The organism is Neobacillus sp. BF23-41 (assembly GCF_041106275.1).
On sequence record NZ_JBGBPR010000016.1, the window covers coordinates 75,482 to 91,919 of the forward strand.

Annotated in this window: 16 protein-coding genes; 2 read left to right on the forward strand and 14 right to left on the reverse strand. The window is 40.2% G+C overall.

Going from position 1 to position 16,438, the window contains the following annotated elements:
• Positions 1 to 110 precede the first annotated feature (110 nt).
• The 7 genes from rplI to ychF form a co-directional block, all read right to left on the reverse strand.
• Positions 111 to 560: a 50S ribosomal protein L9 gene (gene rplI, locus AB7942_RS21375; RefSeq protein ID WP_214730835.1), complete on the reverse strand. Its 450-nt coding sequence runs from the start codon at positions 558 to 560 to the stop codon at positions 111 to 113.
• Positions 557 to 2,530, reverse strand: coding sequence for a DHH family phosphoesterase (locus tag AB7942_RS21380; RefSeq protein ID WP_369448419.1), 1,974 nt, complete (start codon positions 2,528 to 2,530; stop codon positions 557 to 559). Before AB7942_RS21380 ends, rplI begins: the two co-directional genes overlap by 4 nt.
• Positions 2,531 to 2,555: 25 nt before the next feature.
• A complete protein-coding gene (locus tag AB7942_RS21385; protein ID WP_369448420.1) occupies positions 2,556 to 3,500 on the reverse strand; it encodes a YybS family protein in 945 nt (314 codons plus the stop codon).
• 123 nt (positions 3,501 to 3,623) lie between these two features.
• Positions 3,624 to 3,863: a 30S ribosomal protein S18 gene (gene rpsR, locus AB7942_RS21390; protein WP_088084868.1), complete on the reverse strand. Its 240-nt coding sequence runs from the start codon at positions 3,861 to 3,863 to the stop codon at positions 3,624 to 3,626.
• Positions 3,864 to 3,912: 49 nt separating this feature from the next.
• Positions 3,913 to 4,431 (reverse strand): single-stranded DNA-binding protein, encoded by a 519-nt coding sequence (gene ssb, locus AB7942_RS21395; protein ID WP_088084869.1) that lies wholly within the window; start codon positions 4,429 to 4,431, stop codon positions 3,913 to 3,915.
• A 59-nt stretch (positions 4,432 to 4,490) separates the two neighbouring features.
• Positions 4,491 to 4,778 carry a 30S ribosomal protein S6 gene (gene rpsF / locus AB7942_RS21400; RefSeq protein WP_088084870.1) on the reverse strand — a complete coding sequence of 96 codons (288 nt, stop codon included), beginning with the start codon at positions 4,776 to 4,778 and terminating at the stop codon, positions 4,491 to 4,493.
• A 166-nt stretch (positions 4,779 to 4,944) separates the two neighbouring features.
• Positions 4,945 to 6,045, reverse strand: coding sequence for a redox-regulated ATPase YchF (gene ychF / locus AB7942_RS21405; protein WP_088084871.1), 1,101 nt, complete (start codon positions 6,043 to 6,045; stop codon positions 4,945 to 4,947).
• A 328-nt stretch (positions 6,046 to 6,373) separates the two neighbouring features.
• Here ychF and AB7942_RS21410 point away from each other — a divergent pair, with 328 nt between their 5' ends.
• Entirely contained in the window at positions 6,374 to 8,662 is a 2,289-nt protein-coding gene (locus AB7942_RS21410; RefSeq protein ID WP_369448422.1) for an SH3 domain-containing protein, read from the forward strand.
• Positions 8,663 to 8,712: 50 nt separating this feature from the next.
• Here the strand turns inward: AB7942_RS21410 and AB7942_RS21415 are convergent, their stop codons facing one another.
• From AB7942_RS21415 to AB7942_RS21425, 3 genes are all read right to left on the reverse strand, one after another.
• Positions 8,713 to 10,719: a molybdopterin-dependent oxidoreductase gene (locus tag AB7942_RS21415; protein ID WP_369448423.1), complete on the reverse strand. Its 2,007-nt coding sequence runs from the start codon at positions 10,717 to 10,719 to the stop codon at positions 8,713 to 8,715.
• A gap of 82 nt (positions 10,720 to 10,801) precedes the next feature.
• Positions 10,802 to 10,999 (reverse strand): DUF951 domain-containing protein, encoded by a 198-nt coding sequence (locus AB7942_RS21420; RefSeq protein WP_026568062.1) that lies wholly within the window; start codon positions 10,997 to 10,999, stop codon positions 10,802 to 10,804.
• A 14-nt stretch (positions 11,000 to 11,013) separates the two neighbouring features.
• On the reverse strand, positions 11,014 to 11,880 hold the full coding sequence (locus AB7942_RS21425; RefSeq protein WP_335712182.1) for a mechanosensitive ion channel family protein: 867 nt from the start codon (positions 11,878 to 11,880) through the stop codon (positions 11,014 to 11,016).
• Positions 11,881 to 12,042: 162 nt separating this feature from the next.
• Here AB7942_RS21425 and yyaC point away from each other — a divergent pair, with 162 nt between their 5' ends.
• Positions 12,043 to 12,663 (forward strand): spore protease YyaC, encoded by a 621-nt coding sequence (gene yyaC, locus AB7942_RS21430; protein ID WP_369448424.1) that lies wholly within the window; start codon positions 12,043 to 12,045, stop codon positions 12,661 to 12,663.
• A gap of 45 nt (positions 12,664 to 12,708) precedes the next feature.
• On the opposite strand, the gene AB7942_RS21435 is transcribed toward yyaC, so the two are convergent.
• From AB7942_RS21435 to noc, 4 genes are all read right to left on the reverse strand, one after another.
• A complete protein-coding gene (locus tag AB7942_RS21435; protein WP_098934346.1) occupies positions 12,709 to 13,425 on the reverse strand; it encodes a DUF554 domain-containing protein in 717 nt (238 codons plus the stop codon).
• A gap of 88 nt (positions 13,426 to 13,513) precedes the next feature.
• Positions 13,514 to 14,362 carry a ParB/RepB/Spo0J family partition protein gene (locus AB7942_RS21440; RefSeq protein ID WP_369448425.1) on the reverse strand — a complete coding sequence of 283 codons (849 nt, stop codon included), beginning with the start codon at positions 14,360 to 14,362 and terminating at the stop codon, positions 13,514 to 13,516.
• Positions 14,355 to 15,116 carry a ParA family protein gene (locus AB7942_RS21445; protein WP_214716249.1) on the reverse strand — a complete coding sequence of 254 codons (762 nt, stop codon included), beginning with the start codon at positions 15,114 to 15,116 and terminating at the stop codon, positions 14,355 to 14,357. Before AB7942_RS21445 ends, AB7942_RS21440 begins: the two co-directional genes overlap by 8 nt.
• 393 nt (positions 15,117 to 15,509) lie before the next feature.
• Positions 15,510 to 16,373: a nucleoid occlusion protein gene (gene noc / locus AB7942_RS21450; protein ID WP_088084879.1), complete on the reverse strand. Its 864-nt coding sequence runs from the start codon at positions 16,371 to 16,373 to the stop codon at positions 15,510 to 15,512.
• Positions 16,374 to 16,438 lie beyond the last annotated feature (65 nt).

Consider the following 16,438-nt stretch of genomic DNA (forward strand, 5'->3'; position numbering starts at 1 on the left):
TCATATCCTATCCAAAAAAGAAAAAAGTGACCAGTTAAGACCGATCACATGTCGTTGATTACATTTTATATTCTATCATGTTCCGCAGCGATTTCGCACTGGGAAAATTTTTATTTTACTTCTGTAACAGAAACGGTTAACGTTGCGACTACTTCATGATGAAGCTTTACTGGAACCTTTGTGTGGCCAAGCGTACGAATCGCATCCGCTAATTCCATTTTGCGTTTATCAATTTTAATACCATGTTTCTTTTGTAATTCTTCAGCAATCTGCTTTGTTGTAATCGAACCAAATAAGCGGCCGCCTTCACCAGCTTTAGCAGTTAATTCCACCGTAATCTGATCCAATACCTCTTTTAATTTTTGTGCTTCCGCTAATTCTTCGGCAGCTGCTTTTTCTTCCTTCTTCTTAAGTGCATCCAGCGTACTAATATTCGCGTTATTGGCTTCCTTTGCTAAACCTTGTTTAATTAAAAAGTTATGGGCATAACCATCAGCTACATTCTTGACTTCGCCCTTTTTCCCTTTACCTTTCACGTCTTTTAAGAAAATTACTTTCATTCTTTTTTCACTCCTTCAAAATATTCATCAATTGCTAGCTTTAATTTACTTTCCGTTTCTGCGATCGATAAACCACTCAGCTGTGTGGCGGCGTTAGTCAGGTGCCCTCCGCCTTTTAAGGCTTCCATAATCACTTGGACATTGATGTTTCCGAGTGACCTTGCACTGATACCAATGACCCCTTCGCTGCGCTCGGAGATAACAAAGGAAGCAAGCACTCCGTCCATTGTTAACAATGTATCCGCTGCTTGGGCAATAATCACTTGATCATTAAAGTCATTTGCATTTCCTTTTGCAATGGCAATCCCATCACGGTAAAAGGTAACAGACTCAATTAACTTGGAGCGTTTGATATATGTATCAACATCTTCTTTTAAAAACTTTTGAACGAGGATCGTATCTGCTCCATGTGCTCTTAGATAGGAGGCAGCATCAAACGTTCTTGAGCCTGTTCGTAACGTAAAACTTTTTGTATCGACGATGATTCCTGCTAACAGGGCGGTCGCTTCAATCATTTCAATTTTACCCCGTTTTGGCTGATATTCAAGAAACTCAGTCACCAGCTCTGATGTCGATGAGGCATAAGGTTCCATGTAAACAAGTAACGGATTTTGGATAAAATCCTCTCCGCGGCGATGATGGTCAATCACAACGACATGGTCAATTTTATTAAGAAGCCGTTCTTCCATGACCATGGAAGGTTTATGGGTGTCGACGACGACGAGCAGGGTTTTATCAGATGCGATTTCAAGCGCCTCTTCTGGACCAATAAAATGTGAAAATAATTGCTCTTGATTGCGGATTTCCGACATGAGCCGTTTGACAGCATTGTCGATTTCCTGCATGTTAACAACGATATAAGCATCTTTCTGATTCATTTGGGCTACTTTATAAATGCCAATGCTAGCGCCAATCGAATCCATATCCGGATGTTTATGGCCCATAATGATCACTTTATCACTTGCTATAATTAAATCCCTTAAGGCATGCGAAATGACCCGTGCCCTAACTCTGGTTCTCTTTTCGATTGGATTCGTTTTACCGCCATAGAACTTCACCTTGCCACTTGCCAGTTTAATGGCCACTTGATCGCCGCCTCTGCCTAAGGCTAAGTCCAAGCTGGATTGAGCTAAAACCCCCAATTCTGGCAGGGAAGAAACGCCTGTTCCGACGCCAATACTTAAGGTAAATGAGACGTTTTGTTTGGAAGTCATTTCTCTTACTTCATCAAGAATCGTAAATTTACCTTTTTCCAACTTCTGAAGAATTCCTTCACTAAACACAGCCATAAATCGTTCAGATGAAATTCTTTTTAAAAAGATCCCATTATCCTGCGCCCATTTATTCAGGATTGACGTCACCAAATTATTGATGCTGCCACGCATCTGGTCATCCATCCCTTGGGTAAGATCATCATAATTGTCTAAAAAGATGATTGAAATGACAGTTCGGTCATTTTGATACATTTTCTCGATTTCCTTTTGTTCCGTCACATCGAAAAAGTATAAAAGCCGTTCTTCCCGTCTATGAATCACACGGAATTTTCGTTCATGGAGCGTAATGATTTCTGTCTCTACTTCCTGTTTAATTAACGGAATCAGTGTATCTGCGACATCATAAAGTGATCTTCCGACCAAGGTATCCTCATCGAAACAAGAGGCTAGAAATGGATTTGTCCATTCGATATAATACTCATCATTAATAAGCATAATCCCGATTGGCATTTCCATCAATGCTTCTTCGCCCACCCTTTTAACCCGGTAAGAAAGGGTCGCGATATACTCTTCCATTTCTTTTCTTTGGCGACGGTCAACAACAAACATATAGTAGAGCGGGAAGAGCATGATAAACAGCCCGGCTGCACTAATGGTCCAATTATAGAAGGACAGGGCAATGATCAATACCACTGTAACGCCTATTAACCCATAAAAAGGGTAACGAATCGACCGCTTTTCTAAAAATGCAGGCAATATTTTCAGCTCCTAGTCGTGAATCTTACTCTTTCATTTCAAAACGCTTTCGAAAATCAAAGCCTAAATCAGTAATGCCTAATAACATTATTATATAACGGACTATTGGAATCATGAAAGTAAGAATTACAACTAATACAGCAAGTCCCTTTGCAACCGACTTTTGGTGGAAAATAAAAAATAAAAGAGCCAGACCCTGAAGCATGATAAATGTCTCTAATATGTACCTGGCGTTAATTAAAACAGAATATAAGTAAGTTCCCTCTTGCGGATGAAAGAGCAGCATCATCCCTAAGGCAATTAAATAATACCATAAAAGGCTTTTAGGCAGGACAAGATTGCGAAAACTGCCCCATGGCTGTACGTTCACCCCAAACCTCTTCGCAATTGGAAAGCAAATCCATTGAGTAATAAAAGAGGAAAGGATGGAAGCGAAAATCAGTGCACTTGGTGCAAGCGTTACGATTTGCTTAAGCATTAAGGCATTTTGCTCTTTTAAGAGTTCAACTTGGTCTTCTCTTCCCATTGCTTTAAGCATTACCTCAGAGCTTTTAACTGATTCATTTAACGCTACAGTAAGTTCATGGATAATATCGATTTTCATAAAAGCAACCATGACAACATATGAAATCACTAGCCCAGCCATAAATGTAAGGGAACTAGCTATTAATATGAACGTCCGGCTCTTGCTTTTTTGGAGCAGATAGCCAATAACGGTACCTACCGAACCATAAATCAACATTAAGCCAACACCCATTAAAGAGCCTGCAATAAATGCAATAAATATGGCTGCTACTAAAAAGGCGGCAATCAGTTTCAGATTATTTTTAACAGAAAACATGATAAATGGCAGCGGCAGTACCAGGTTTAGGATTGATCCAACGACAGGAACATAAATCGTTATTAATAATAGTGCAGCAAAGGCCGCCAAAAGAACAGCACCCTCTGTAAGCTTTCGTACATCTTTCACTACTTCACCCCTAATTTTACAACGCTATTCTTTATTTTAGCGATATAAGGTGTTCTATTCAACTCTAGAGTATAACAAAAAGGCAGCAGGGATAACCCTAACTGCCTTTTTACTTATCTATTTTTATTCACCTGCAACAAATGGAAGTAATGCCATTTGACGTGAACGTTTGATTGCAACTGTTAATTTACGTTGGTATTTAGCGCTAGTACCAGTTACACGACGTGGTAAAATCTTTCCACGCTCAGAGATAAATTTCTTAAGTAAATCCACATCTTTATAATCGATGCGAGAAATACCGTTTGCTGTGAAATAACATACTTTACGGCGTTTTGCGCGACCGCCTTTACGTCCTCCTGCCATGAAAATTCCCTCCTTTATCATTTTTAGTTTATCGTTCATTTAAGGTTGTTTAGAATGGAAGGTCGTCATCGGAAATATCAATTTGACCATTACCTGCAAACGGATCCTCGTCCATTCTTTGGAAACCATTATTCGTGTTTTGGTTTTGACGTTGTTGATTCTGATTGCCGCCGCCATAAGGATTCCCTTGAGGTTCCCTTGGTGGAGCACCGAATTGATTGTTATCGTTTCTACCATTGCCGCCTGAAGAACCCCTAGGCTCAAGAAATTGAACATTATCTGCCACAATCTCAGTAAAATACTGACGTTTTCCATCCTGCTCGTAAGTACGAACTTGAATTCGACCATCAACACCTGCTAAGCTGCCTTTTTTCAAGAAATTGGCAACATTTTCAGCAGCCTTACGCCAAACTACACAGTTAAGAAAGTCTGCTTCACGTTCCCCTTGGGGATTTGAAAATTGACGATTTACTGCAAGAGTAAATGTAGCAACCGCAATGCCATTTGGTGTATATTTCAGTTCAGGGTCTTTGGTTAAACGGCCAACAAGAACAACACGATTTATCATCAGAATCAACTCCTTTTTTTTCAGAAAATGTTTCACATGAAACATTTTCAAATCTATTATTAAGCTTCTTCTCTAATTACTAGATGGCGAATGATATCTTCGCTGATTTTTGCAAGACGAGAAAATTCTTGTACTGCAGCAGCTGAAGATGTTGTTTTAGTGATTTCGTAGTATCCGTCGCGGAAATCGTTGATTTCATATGCTAAACGACGCTTACCCCAATCCTTTGTTTCAGCAGTTTCCGCACCGTTATCAAGAAGAATTGTATTAAAACGCTCTACAAGAGCCTTTTTAGCTTCATCTTCAATATTTGGGCGGATGATGTACATGATTTCGTACTTATTCATCACAGTCACCTCCTTTTGGTCTAAACGGCCCATTTGGGCAAGGAGCAATTATTCATTACTCACAAGTTGAAATTATAGCATAGTTATTTAACAAAAGCAATCTCATTCACAGGATTGAGATTTTTCCAACTAAAAAAGCTCTGCAAATCCTGCAGAGCTTGGAATATTATACGTTGAAACGGAAATGGATGACGTCGCCGTCTTTTACTTCATATTCTTTACCTTCTAAACGGACCTTGCCCGCTTCTTTTGCTGCCGTATGACTGCCAGCTGCTAATAAATCTTCATAAGAAACGGTTTCGGCGCGAATAAAGCCGCGTTCAAAATCAGAGTGAATAACTCCTGCACATTGCGGTGCCTTCATTCCTTTTCTGAAGGTCCAGGCCCGAACTTCTTGAACACCTGCTGTGAAATAAGTCGCTAAGCCAAGCAAGTGGTAGGCCGCACGGATTAACTGGTCAAGGCCGGATTCTTCAATTCCTAACTCCGATAGGAACATTTGCTTTTCTTCGCCTTCAAGTTCAGCAATTTCCTCTTCAATCTTCGCACAAATCACGATCACTTCTGCATTATCTGCAGCAGCAAATTCGCGGACCTTTTGAACATATTCATTGTCAGAAGGATCGGCAATATCATCTTCACTCACGTTGGCCACATAAAGAACAGGCTTGATTGTTAACAGATGCAGTCCTTTAACAAGTTTCATTTGTTCTTCCGTAAAATCTACGGTACGAGCTGGTTTCTCTGCTTCAAACGCATCGCGAAGCATGGAGAGGACTTCGAATTCAGCAGCTGCTTCCTTATCTTTTTGCTTAGCCAATTTTTCAACACGGTTAATCCGCTTTTCAACCGATTCCATGTCAGCAAGAATTAACTCCAAGTTAATGACTTCAATATCATCGATAGGGTCGACTTTACCAGATACATGGGTAATGTTATCGTCTGCAAAACAGCGGACTACTTGGCAAATCGCATCCACTTGGCGAATATGTGAGAGGAACTTATTTCCGAGTCCTTCACCTTTACTTGCGCCTTTAACAATCCCGGCAATATCGGTAAATTCAAAAGCGGTGGGAACCGTCTTTTTTGGTTGAACAAGTTCAGTCAATTTTTGCAGACGGGCGTCAGGTACTTCAACGATTCCGACGTTCGGATCAATCGTACAGAAAGGGTAATTGGCCGATTCTGCCCCTGCCTGGGTAATTGCGTTAAATAAAGTAGACTTACCAACGTTCGGTAAACCTACGATACCAGCTGTTAATGCCATTTATTTCACTCCTCAAAAAAATAAGATCTATTTTAAATAAAATTAGTTCTGATAATAAAAAGACAAGTCTTTCACAATTATAGGCATTTCAATGTAAAAAGACAAGAATGATTAATGGTAACGACAATCAAAGAAAGCAGGTACGAAGATTGGGTTTTATGCCAATGAATGCTGAGTAAAGATAAAAAGAGATCGAAATTTCAAACTAACCCCCCCCTCTTTCTACAAATTTTCCTATATTATTTAGTAAATATGGTAAAATTTAATACAAACTTTACTTGATAGTTTTACTAGAATAATAGATTAATAGATATATGGAGGAGGAGTAATGAAAAAAACAAACACACAACAAGTACCTAAAAAGTCAGATGGACCCTGGATTTCAGGAAGTATTGTAAAAAAAGCCTTACTTCCGAGTTTTTGTTTTGCAGTGCTGTCTACCGTTGCTTTTGAGGAAACAATTTTTGCAGAAAAAACAAGTACTTCACAAATCAGTGGTAATAGTGTTCAGACTACCAAGTATGTAAATGTAACCAGTGGGACATTAAATTTGCGGAAAAGTACTTCAACTAGTTCAGCTATCGTCACAACTCTATCAAAAGGGATGGCTGTAAAAGTCTATTCTGGAACAAAAGGCTGGGCCAAGGTAAGCGTGAACGGGAAAACTGGCTATGTCAGCTCGGGCTTTCTTTCATCCAAAAGTCCGACCAATATCCCCTCATCATCAACGACAACCGCCAAAACTAAATACGTAAATGTAAAAAGTGGCACGTTAATTATGCGTAATGGTACTTCAACAAGTGCATCGATTATTGTAAAACTTGCAAAAGGGACGGCGGTAATGGTTTATTCTGAAGCGGGTGGCTGGTCGAAAATTAAGGTTTATGGAAAAACGGGCTATGTAAGTTCTGCTTTTCTATCTGGTACGAGTCCAAGCAAAAATCCTAGTACGGGTACATCAGCTTCTACCCCTGTGAAGACCACAAAAAAGGTTGTAAATGTTGGTGCTAGCTCTACCTTGAACCTAAGGAAAGGTCCGTCAACCAGTTCAACAGTTCTTGAAAAATTAAAAAATGGAACTGAAGTAGAGGTCTATTCCGAGTCAAAGGGCTGGGCTAAAGTAAAATTCAATGGGAAAGAGGGGTATGTAAGTTCTGGATACCTTTCTACTACGAAAGTAAGTTCTACTCCTGTGAACGAAATACCGGATAAACAAACGACCATAAACAAATATGTAAATGTCAACCTAGGCTCCACTCTAAATATGCGCAAAAGTGCCTCATTGAATGCATCCATTTTGATTAAATTAGCTCGTGGGGTGAAAGTCATCGTTCATTCTGAAGCAAAGGGCTGGGCTAAAATAGAAGCATATGGGCAAACGGGCTATGTCCAAGCTCACTATTTATCTGAAATAACTCCCCCTGCCGGATGGGTTGCTGCGAACAATAATAATTCGGAACCGAGTAAAGAAACTACGAAGACAAAATATGTGGATGTTATTTATGGTTCCAGCTTAAATATGCGTTCTAGCGCTGCTGGGAGCGCCTCTATCGTAACAAAGTTATCAAGAGGAACCCTTGTCACGATTCTTTCCGAAGGAAATGGTTGGGCTAAAGTAGCGGTCAATGGGAAAACGGGATATGTCAGCACGCAATACTTGTCAACAACTCCGCCCTTTAATCCCAATACCACTAGTGGAACCATTGATAAGGTTATTGAAAGCTATGACATTCCCTTATCTGATTTGGTACAAAAGCAGATGGCAGTTAATCCACAAACAGACAAGTCATATGATACGTACATCAGAGCTGATGGCTTAACATTAACTAGTGAAACAAGCGGGACAGTCAATGGATCGAGTTTGAATGTAAGAGGTGGGGCTGGTCCTGCCTATTGGGTAGTCGGCCAAGTGAAGAAACAGGATACTTTACAAATTCTTGGTAAACTAAAGGGGACAGATGGGTATAACTGGTACCAAGTAAAATTTAATAAAACCTGGGTAAATGCGAGTCCGGAAGATATTACCTATTATGTGGATCCAAATAATTTCCAAAAGAATACGGTCGATTCCTTGCAATTTCTTAAACTGTCAGTGACAGCCAATATAAGTGCTAAAGAGGTTAATGAAAGAATTCTGTCTGGAAAAGGTAGTTTGCAAGGAATAGCATCCACCTTTATCAAGGCTGGAAATACATATGGAATAAATGAACTTTACTTAATATCCCATGCTTTATTAGAAACAAATAAAGGTAAATCACAACTGGCTCAAGGAGTCCAAATTAATGGAAAAACTGTTTATAATATGTTCGGAATTGGTGCTTATGATCAAACTGCGGTCACCAGTGGGGCCCAATTTGCTTATAATGCTGGTTGGTTTACTCCTGAGAAGGCTATTCTCGGAGGTGCACAATTTATTGCCAACGGATATATTAACGCAGGGCAGGATACCCTCTATAAAATGAAATGGAATCCAGGTTCAACAGTAACAAGCGGTCGTGCAACACATCAATATGCGTCAGATATCGGCTGGGCTGCCAAGCAAGTCCACCAAATATACAATTTATATAGTTTAATAGATTCTTATAAACTAGTACTAGAGATTCCACGATATAAATAAGGGTAGTTATAAGAAAGGGGGCCGCTGTGCAGCCCCCTTTCTATTATAAATTAATGGACCTTTTCAATATTCACGAGACAATCATATAAGGTGCTCCCAAGACCATTATCAGATGCACCGCTCGAGGTCAGATGATTAACCGACCCGCCAAACTGCTTCCAAATTCCTTCATCGATATTAATGGTGTTAGGATGGGCAGCCGCTGCTATCGAAATATAGCCCTTTACTTCGCCGCGGTCATTCCAGACCATTACAAAATCATCCTTTTGCAAACCGAGAACATCAGCAATATTTTTGGCAACCTCCACCTTCACTTTTGGTTTCACTGGGTAAAGGTGATAGTTCTGCGAGTGATTAGAGCGCATCGGATGAATCGTCAGCAGACTGTATGGATATTTTTCAGCAAGCTTCGGATTTTCCCATTTAGACTCTGCGGGTACAGCTAAGGTTAACCGTCCATCGCTGCCGTTACGTTGACCTAACTGTGCCGTGAATTCAAACTTACCGGATGGTGTTTTAAACTTTCGGTCCTGCCATGGGATGGCGAGTACCGGCAATTCTAATGTATGCTTATCCATTAAAGTTTCTAGAGATGCACCCTTTTCTTCCAATGCTTGAAAGGCCATCTTTAGGAATTGCTCTCTTGAAAAATCAAAATCCGCTCCAAAACCGAGTCTGTTTGCTAATTCTGTCCAGATCCATAAATCCGGTTTGGCTTCACCCGGTGCTTCTACAAGCTTAGGACCATAATTCACATAATGATGATACATCGAAGAATAATAAATATCCTCTTCCTCAAAGGCAGTTGTGGTCGGCAACACATAATCCGCGAGCTGCGCGGTGTCCGTCATAAATTGCTCAATCACCACCAGCGTTTCTACGGAAGAGAAGGCTTTTTCAACCACTTGGGTGTCAGGCACCTGGGTTAAAGGATTCCCACACGTCACTACAATCATCTGAATTTCTGGGTCTATTGCCTTTAACACTTCTTCTGCCTGTTTCATAATTGAAAATTGGCGCTGCTTTTGTTTGCGAGTTGGCAGGGTCAACTCCTCAAACACGAAGCTTTGCCCAACTTGAAGGTTGGCATAATTGGCGCCGCCGCCCGCAATGCCAATATTCCCGCTGCATGCAACAAGGGCATCAATGAAGCGAATCGTATTGCCGCCATTTTTATAGCGTTGTAAGCCAAGCCCCATAAAGGTAGAAGTTGGTTTGTCCGCATAAACATGAGCTAATTTAGTGATCACTTCACAAGGGACTTCCGTCATTTCACTAATTTTTTCGATTGAGATGCTGTTAAGGAGCTGTACCACCTCATCAAAACCAGCCGTAAATTGCTCTATAAAGCTGCGGTCTTCTAATCCTAAGCGGATCATTTCCTTGATAATACCTGCTGCTAATAGTCCGTCCATACCAGGTTTGATCGATATATAGTCATCGGCAATTTTCGCCGTTGCATTAAAAATAGGGTCAATAACCACTAGTTTCGCGCCAAGCTTTTTCGCTTCTAAAAGTTTTTCGTAAAAGTGCATATTTGTGCGGGCGACATTTCGTCCCCAGACAATAATATTTTTGCTGTTGTAAAGATCATCTGGTTCGTGGCTGTAAGCATCGCCAAAGTCCCACTTTTGTGCTTCAATTCCTGCTCCCCAGCAGAGTGAGCCGTAAAGCTCGGTCACACCGCCATAGCAATTAAAGAAACGCTGGTCGAGGTTTTTCAATAAACCATTATTCGCATAGTCATGGCTGTGTAAAACAGCGGTAGAGCCGTACTGTTCTTTTATTTGTTTTAATTTATCTGCAATCTCATTAAGTGCCTGTTCCCAGGAAATTTGCTCAAATTGACCGTTTATCTTTTTTAATGGATGCAACAACCGTTGCGAGGAGTTTGTCCTTGTTTCGAGCATCCGTCCCCGTCCGCAAATTTTCCCTTGTGTGATCGGATGGGAGGGATCTCCTTCTACTTTAATGACCCGGTCACTGTCGACTGTTACATTAAAACCACAGCTATCCCAGCAATTTAACGGACATGCTGCCTTACGTATTTGTGCCAATTTCCCCATCCCCTATGTGAAAAATTCTATTTTTACTTTTCTAATAAGAATAATATAGTTTTCCATTAAAAAAAAGCATGAACTACTCCTCATGCTTCACCAAAATTTTCTTCATTTTCCTTGAAAATTCTCTCCTTGGTATGAGGACACTGTGACCACAGCCCTCACATTTGATCCGAACGTCCATCCCCATGCGGATCACCTTCCAACGATTTGTTCCACAGGGATGCTGTTTCTTCATCTCGACAACATCATTTAAGGCAAATTCTTTTTCTTCCATTGCAAAATCTCCCCTTATTTTGGTTGTTCAGATCCATACATGACCACTCTTGGAGTTGGTGCTTTAATGCCATTCTCGTCTAATTGAAGCTTGATATCCCTGCGAATATTTCGAGAAACAGCCGCTTGCTTCATTGGCTGTGTTTCTGCGACAACCCGTAAAACAACCTCGGTCGCACCCATTGTTTGAATCCCTAATAGCTCAGGGGCTTTAACTAACTCTTCATATTGGGCAGGCATAAACTGAATGGTTTCCTCAATTACCTTTTCCGCCTTGGCTATGTCCTCACCATAGGCGATGGCAATATCAACAACAGCGATACTATTATTTATTGAGAAATTGGTTACTTCGATAATACTGCCATTTGGTAAAATATGCAGTTCCCCGGTCCAGCTTTTTATTTTTGTGGTTCTTAACCCTATAGTTTCGACATTACCTTCATATTGTCCTATGCGAACATGATCACCAACTGAAAATTGATCCTCAAAAATAATAAAAAAGCCAGAAATAATATCCTTCACTAAACTTTGTGCACCAAAACCAACGGCTAAACCAACAACCCCCGCTCCGGCAATCAGTGCTTTTACATCAATTCCTAACACAGAAAGGATCATCATAAAGGCGATAAAATAAACCACATAAGAAAGGACATTATCGAGCAGCCTTGAGAGCGTTTCTTCACGCCGATCTGATGTATTGAGCGGAGAGAGGTTTCTAATTTTAAAGATATTATGGATCATCAATTTTCCAATTCGAATCAAGATATTGGTAATGACCAAAATCGCAAGGATTTTTAGAAGGGCTTCACCCATATTCAACCATGTATCTTCATTTTGAAATTTATCGATTAATTTTTGCATTCCCTTTTGTGTGAGACTCATTCAGACACCATCCTCTAATAACTTCATAATCCACATCTATTTTAGCAATTATTCTGCGCAGTTAATAGCATAATGAATTTTCCTTTTTCTCCCCAGTTCATGTATAGATTTACTGAAAATTCCGTATACTAATAAGACTATTTACTGTGAGGGAGTGACTTAATGAATCTGAAGACCAGTTTTTTTGACAGGAGGGCTAAGACGCGAATCAGCCACGATGATTTGCATGCGGCTGAAAATCTAGCTGAAGAGTTGCTTGCTGTGATTCCCAGTCTGACAAAGCGCCCTATTGTCTTTGTTTGTATTGGTACCGACCGCTCCACAGGGGATTCATTAGGACCACTTGTTGGGACACTGCTGGAAGAAAAGGGTATAAGGTCGTTTTTTGTGTACGGAACATTAGATGAACCGATTCATGCCGTCAATCTTTCTGAAAAACTAAAGGAAATCCATGCAAAACATGATGACCCCTATATTATTGGGATTGATGCTTGTTTGGGCAGGATAAAAAATGTCGGAGTCATTCAATTAGGAAATGGTCCTGTCAAACCAGGAGCTGGAGTAAACAAAGAACTACCAGCGGTCGGAGATATACATATCACCGGCATCGTCAATGTCAGCGGATTTATGGAGTTTTTTGTCCTGCAAAACACCCGCTTAAATCTTGTCATGAGAATGGCAAAAACGATTGCCAATGGGATCTATCAAGCAAGCCTGTTATATCCTAAACAAACCTGGACGGAATTAAACTTAAATTGGCTCGAAGAAGAGAAGACAAATTAAAAGAGCAAACGGTGTTATATCCGATTGCTCTTTTATTTCCATTGGCTACAAATAGTGATGGTAATAATAAAGAACGGTTACAATCAGTCCCGTTACAACAATGCCTGGCAGCAGATTGGCTACTTTAATTTTCACCATTCCGGTTAAATTTAGGCCAATCGCAAAAATCATGATCCCACCCGTGGCCGTCATTTCAACAATAAACTGATCCATTAATGCTTGGGGAACAAATCGGTCAATCTGGGTAGCAAACAGGGCAATCAACCCTTCATAAAGGACAACCGGAATCGCAGAAAAAATAACGCCTATCCCTAAAGTTGTCGTTAAGATTAACGCCGTAAATCCATCGATCAGTGATTTGGTGTACAAAACAGCATGATCGCCGCGGATGCCGCTATCAAGTGCACCAATAATCGCCATCGCCCCAATTACAAAGATGAGGGTAGCAGTGACAAACCCTTCTGAGATACTCCCTTTTCCATTGTTAGAACCGACTTTCTGCTCAAGCCATATACCTAAGTCATTTAATTTATCCTCTAATTTGAGAGCCTCGCCGGCCACAGCTCCAACCACCAAACTAATAATAACAATGAGAAAATTTTCACTCTTCAAGCCCATTTGCAACCCTAAAACCATGACGGACAACCCGATGGCATACATGACAGTAACCTTCATTCCTTCTGGGATGCGGTTTAACAACTTCCCAAGAAGCGTTCCAATGACTATTAACAGCCCATTTACAAGTGTTCCTAATAAAAACATCCTATTTCCACCTTTTTCTTCGACCTTCGAAATATATACCTAATAAACTATCATATTTACCAAAAAAAATAAACCATCGAAATGATGGTTATAAGGATTCATTTTGATCAAGCATTTCCAGAATTCGTTCAAGATCATCTTTAGAGAAAAATTCAATTTCAATTTTCCCTTTATTATTATTCTGCTTAATGTTTACAGTCGTTCCAAACCGTTCACGCAGGGTGTGTTCACGTTCCTGGATAAACACATCTTTTTTCTTTTCTGGCTTTTTTGTTTCACGTGAAACACTTTCGTTTAAGTGCTGAATCAGTTTTTCTAACTGACGGACGCTGAGCGCTTCCTTGATGATCTTTTCCACTAATGCAGGAACTTTTGCCTTTTCTCTGAGTCCTAACAAGGCACGGCCATGTCCCATTGATATCTTAGCAGTGGATATTAACTCTTGAATGTTCGGTGGGAGGGAAAGCAGACGAACATGGTTCGCTACATGCGGCCGGCTTTTGCCTAATCGCTTCGCTACCTCTTCTTGGGTTAGCTTTAACTTTTCCATTAATGTTTGATACGCTAAACCCTCTTCGATGGGATTTAAATCTTCCCGCTGCAGATTTTCAAGGACGGCTAATTCCATCATTTGCTGCTCTGAAAGGTCGCGGACAACAGCCGGGACTGTTTCAAGCTTTGCTTCCTTTGCAGCCCGAAAACGCCGTTCACCGACAACAATTTCATACCCTCTAAGGCTTTTTCTCACGACGATTGGCTGTAAGATTCCATGTTCTAAAATAGAATCTTTTAATTCATCAATTGCCTCTTGTTGGAAGGTTTTTCGCGGCTGGTAAGGGTTGGGGCGCAGTTCCTTAAGCTTGATTTCTTGAACTGTTTCTTCCTTGCCAACATCCGTAAAAATTGCGTTTAGTCCTTTTCCTAAACCTTTAGCCATTTGAGACCACTTCCTTCGCTAAATCTAAATACACCTCAGCACCACGCGATTTCGAATCATAAGTAATGATTGGTTCCCCATGGCTTGGTGCTTCACTTAGACGGACATTCCTTGGAATAATGGTTTTATACACTTTATCTTGAAAATACTTTTTTACTTCTTCAATTACTTGAAGGCCGAGATTGGTTCGAGCATCAAGCATCGTTAATAAGACGCCTTCAATTTTCAAATCCTGATTCAAATGCTTTTGAACAAGTCTTACTGTACTTAATAATTGGCTTAGGCCTTCTAACGCATAGTACTCACATTGAACAGGAATTAAGACAGCATCAGAGGCCGTTAACGCATTGATCGTCAATAATCCTAACGATGGCGGACAGTCAATTATAATATAATCAAATTGATCTTTAACCTCTCCAAGAGCTCGTTTCAGACGAACTTCTCTAGAAATCGTCGGAACCAATTCAATTTCTGCCCCTGCCAGCTGAATTGTTGCTGGTATCACATACAAATTTTCGACCGATGTTTGTTTAATAACATCCTTTGCTTCTACATCATCTACTAAAACATCATATATGCATTGGTCAACTTCTGCCTTTTCAATACCAATCCCGCTTGTTGCGTTTCCCTGCGGGTCCGTGTCGACTAGCAGGACACGTTTCCCAATATATGCTAAGCAGGCCCCTAGGTTGACAGAGGTAGTCGTTTTACCGACTCCGCCTTTTTGATTCGCGATTGCAAGAATTTTGCCCACGATGTCACCTACCCTTTTATTCTCTCAAAGTTTTATTCTATGTTTCTATTAAATTCTATTAAAATACTAGTCATTTGGCTAATCTAAACTGAATTTATGATAGGAAAAATTCCATTCCTTTATTTTAGCATGAAACAGAAAGGTTGTTGGATTTTTTCTAAAAATATTCAAATTTTCAATTAGTTTATATCTGTGATTTAGAGGGGGAATGGACATTAATTATCCATAAATTACTATTTATTACGAAAATTCCTCAAATAAAGGCTCTTTATACTGGAATGTTGATTTCCGCTCCAATCAACATAGTGGCAAAATCAATATTGATCTTTAACATAATAAAAAGAACCAAACTTGTGATTTCGTTTGGTTCTAGCATCTATTATTCTATTGATCTTACTTTTTCTTTGGTATGCGAATTGTAAATTGGTAGAATTCATCAAATTCTTCTTCTTCAGCATCGAGGTTAATCCCGCTGTCTGTTACCATTGTTAATGATTGACGAATGGTATTTACGGCGATTCTCATATCTTTACTGAAAGCCTTCCGTTTCGGCTTTGGCTTTTCGCTTTTTTGTTCAAGCAGTTTGACCACACGTTCCTCTGTCTGCTTGACATTAAAATTCTTTTCAATAATTTCAGCCAATAGCACCACTTGTTTTTCTGGATCTTTAAGAGGGATCAGTGCACGTGCATGACGCTCTGTAATAATTTTATTTAACAATGCCTCTTGAATAGGCTGCGGCAATTTAAGAAGACGAAGCTTGTTGGCAACGGTTGACTGCCCTTTCCCAAGGCGTTGTGCTAATGCTTCTTGGGTTAAATTGTGCAATTCCAGCAATTTCCCATACGCCATCGCTTCTTCAATCGGCGACAGCTCTTCCCGTTGTAAATTCTCAATTAAAGCAACAGAGGCCGTTTCAGTATCTGATAAATTTTTTATAATGGCTGGTGCTTCGGTCCAACCGAGCTTTTTCATCGCACGAAAACGGCGTTCCCCAGCAATAATTTCATATTGGTCAATGGCAAACTCTCTAACGACAATCGGTTGAATGATCCCATGAATGTGAATTGTTCGCGCTAATTCTTCAATTTTCTCTTCATCAAAAACCGTACGAGGCTGAAATCGGTTTGCAACAATATGGTCAATTGGAATCTTTTTTATTTCCTCGTTTTTTTCTACAATTAGCTCTTTTTCAAGCGCAACCTCTTGTTCTCCCTTATCGCCGAGGCCAAAAAAGCGTGTAAACGATTGCTTCATCCCCAACACCACCTTTACGAAACTCCCTATTACTTATTCTCTGAATACAGACATTCTTCCTGCCT

What these genes read in the sequence shown, in the direction of transcription:
- rplI (WP_214730835.1), bottom strand. Translation starts at nt 560, where the DNA reads ATGAAAGTAATTTTCTTAAAAGACGTGAAAGGTAAAGGGAAAAAGGGC.
- rpsR (WP_088084868.1), bottom strand. Translation starts at nt 3,863, where the DNA reads ATGGCAGGAGGACGTAAAGGCGGTCGCGCAAAACGCCGTAAAGTATGT.
- ssb (WP_088084869.1), bottom strand. Translation starts at nt 4,431, where the DNA reads ATGATAAATCGTGTTGTTCTTGTTGGCCGTTTAACCAAAGACCCTGAA.
- rpsF (WP_088084870.1), bottom strand. Translation starts at nt 4,778, where the DNA reads ATGAATAAGTACGAAATCATGTACATCATCCGCCCAAATATTGAAGAT.
- ychF (WP_088084871.1), bottom strand. Translation starts at nt 6,045, where the DNA reads ATGGCATTAACAGCTGGTATCGTAGGTTTACCGAACGTTGGTAAGTCT.
- AB7942_RS21410 (WP_369448422.1), top strand. Translation starts at nt 6,374, where the DNA reads ATGAAAAAAACAAACACACAACAAGTACCTAAAAAGTCAGATGGACCC.
- AB7942_RS21420 (WP_026568062.1), bottom strand. Translation starts at nt 10,999, where the DNA reads ATGGAAGAAAAAGAATTTGCCTTAAATGATGTTGTCGAGATGAAGAAA.
- AB7942_RS21425 (WP_335712182.1), bottom strand. Translation starts at nt 11,880, where the DNA reads ATGAGTCTCACACAAAAGGGAATGCAAAAATTAATCGATAAATTTCAA.
- yyaC (WP_369448424.1), top strand. Translation starts at nt 12,043, where the DNA reads ATGAATCTGAAGACCAGTTTTTTTGACAGGAGGGCTAAGACGCGAATC.
- AB7942_RS21435 (WP_098934346.1), bottom strand. Translation starts at nt 13,425, where the DNA reads ATGTTTTTATTAGGAACACTTGTAAATGGGCTGTTAATAGTCATTGGA.
- AB7942_RS21440 (WP_369448425.1), bottom strand. Translation starts at nt 14,362, where the DNA reads ATGGCTAAAGGTTTAGGAAAAGGACTAAACGCAATTTTTACGGATGTT.
- noc (WP_088084879.1), bottom strand. Translation starts at nt 16,373, where the DNA reads ATGAAGCAATCGTTTACACGCTTTTTTGGCCTCGGCGATAAGGGAGAA.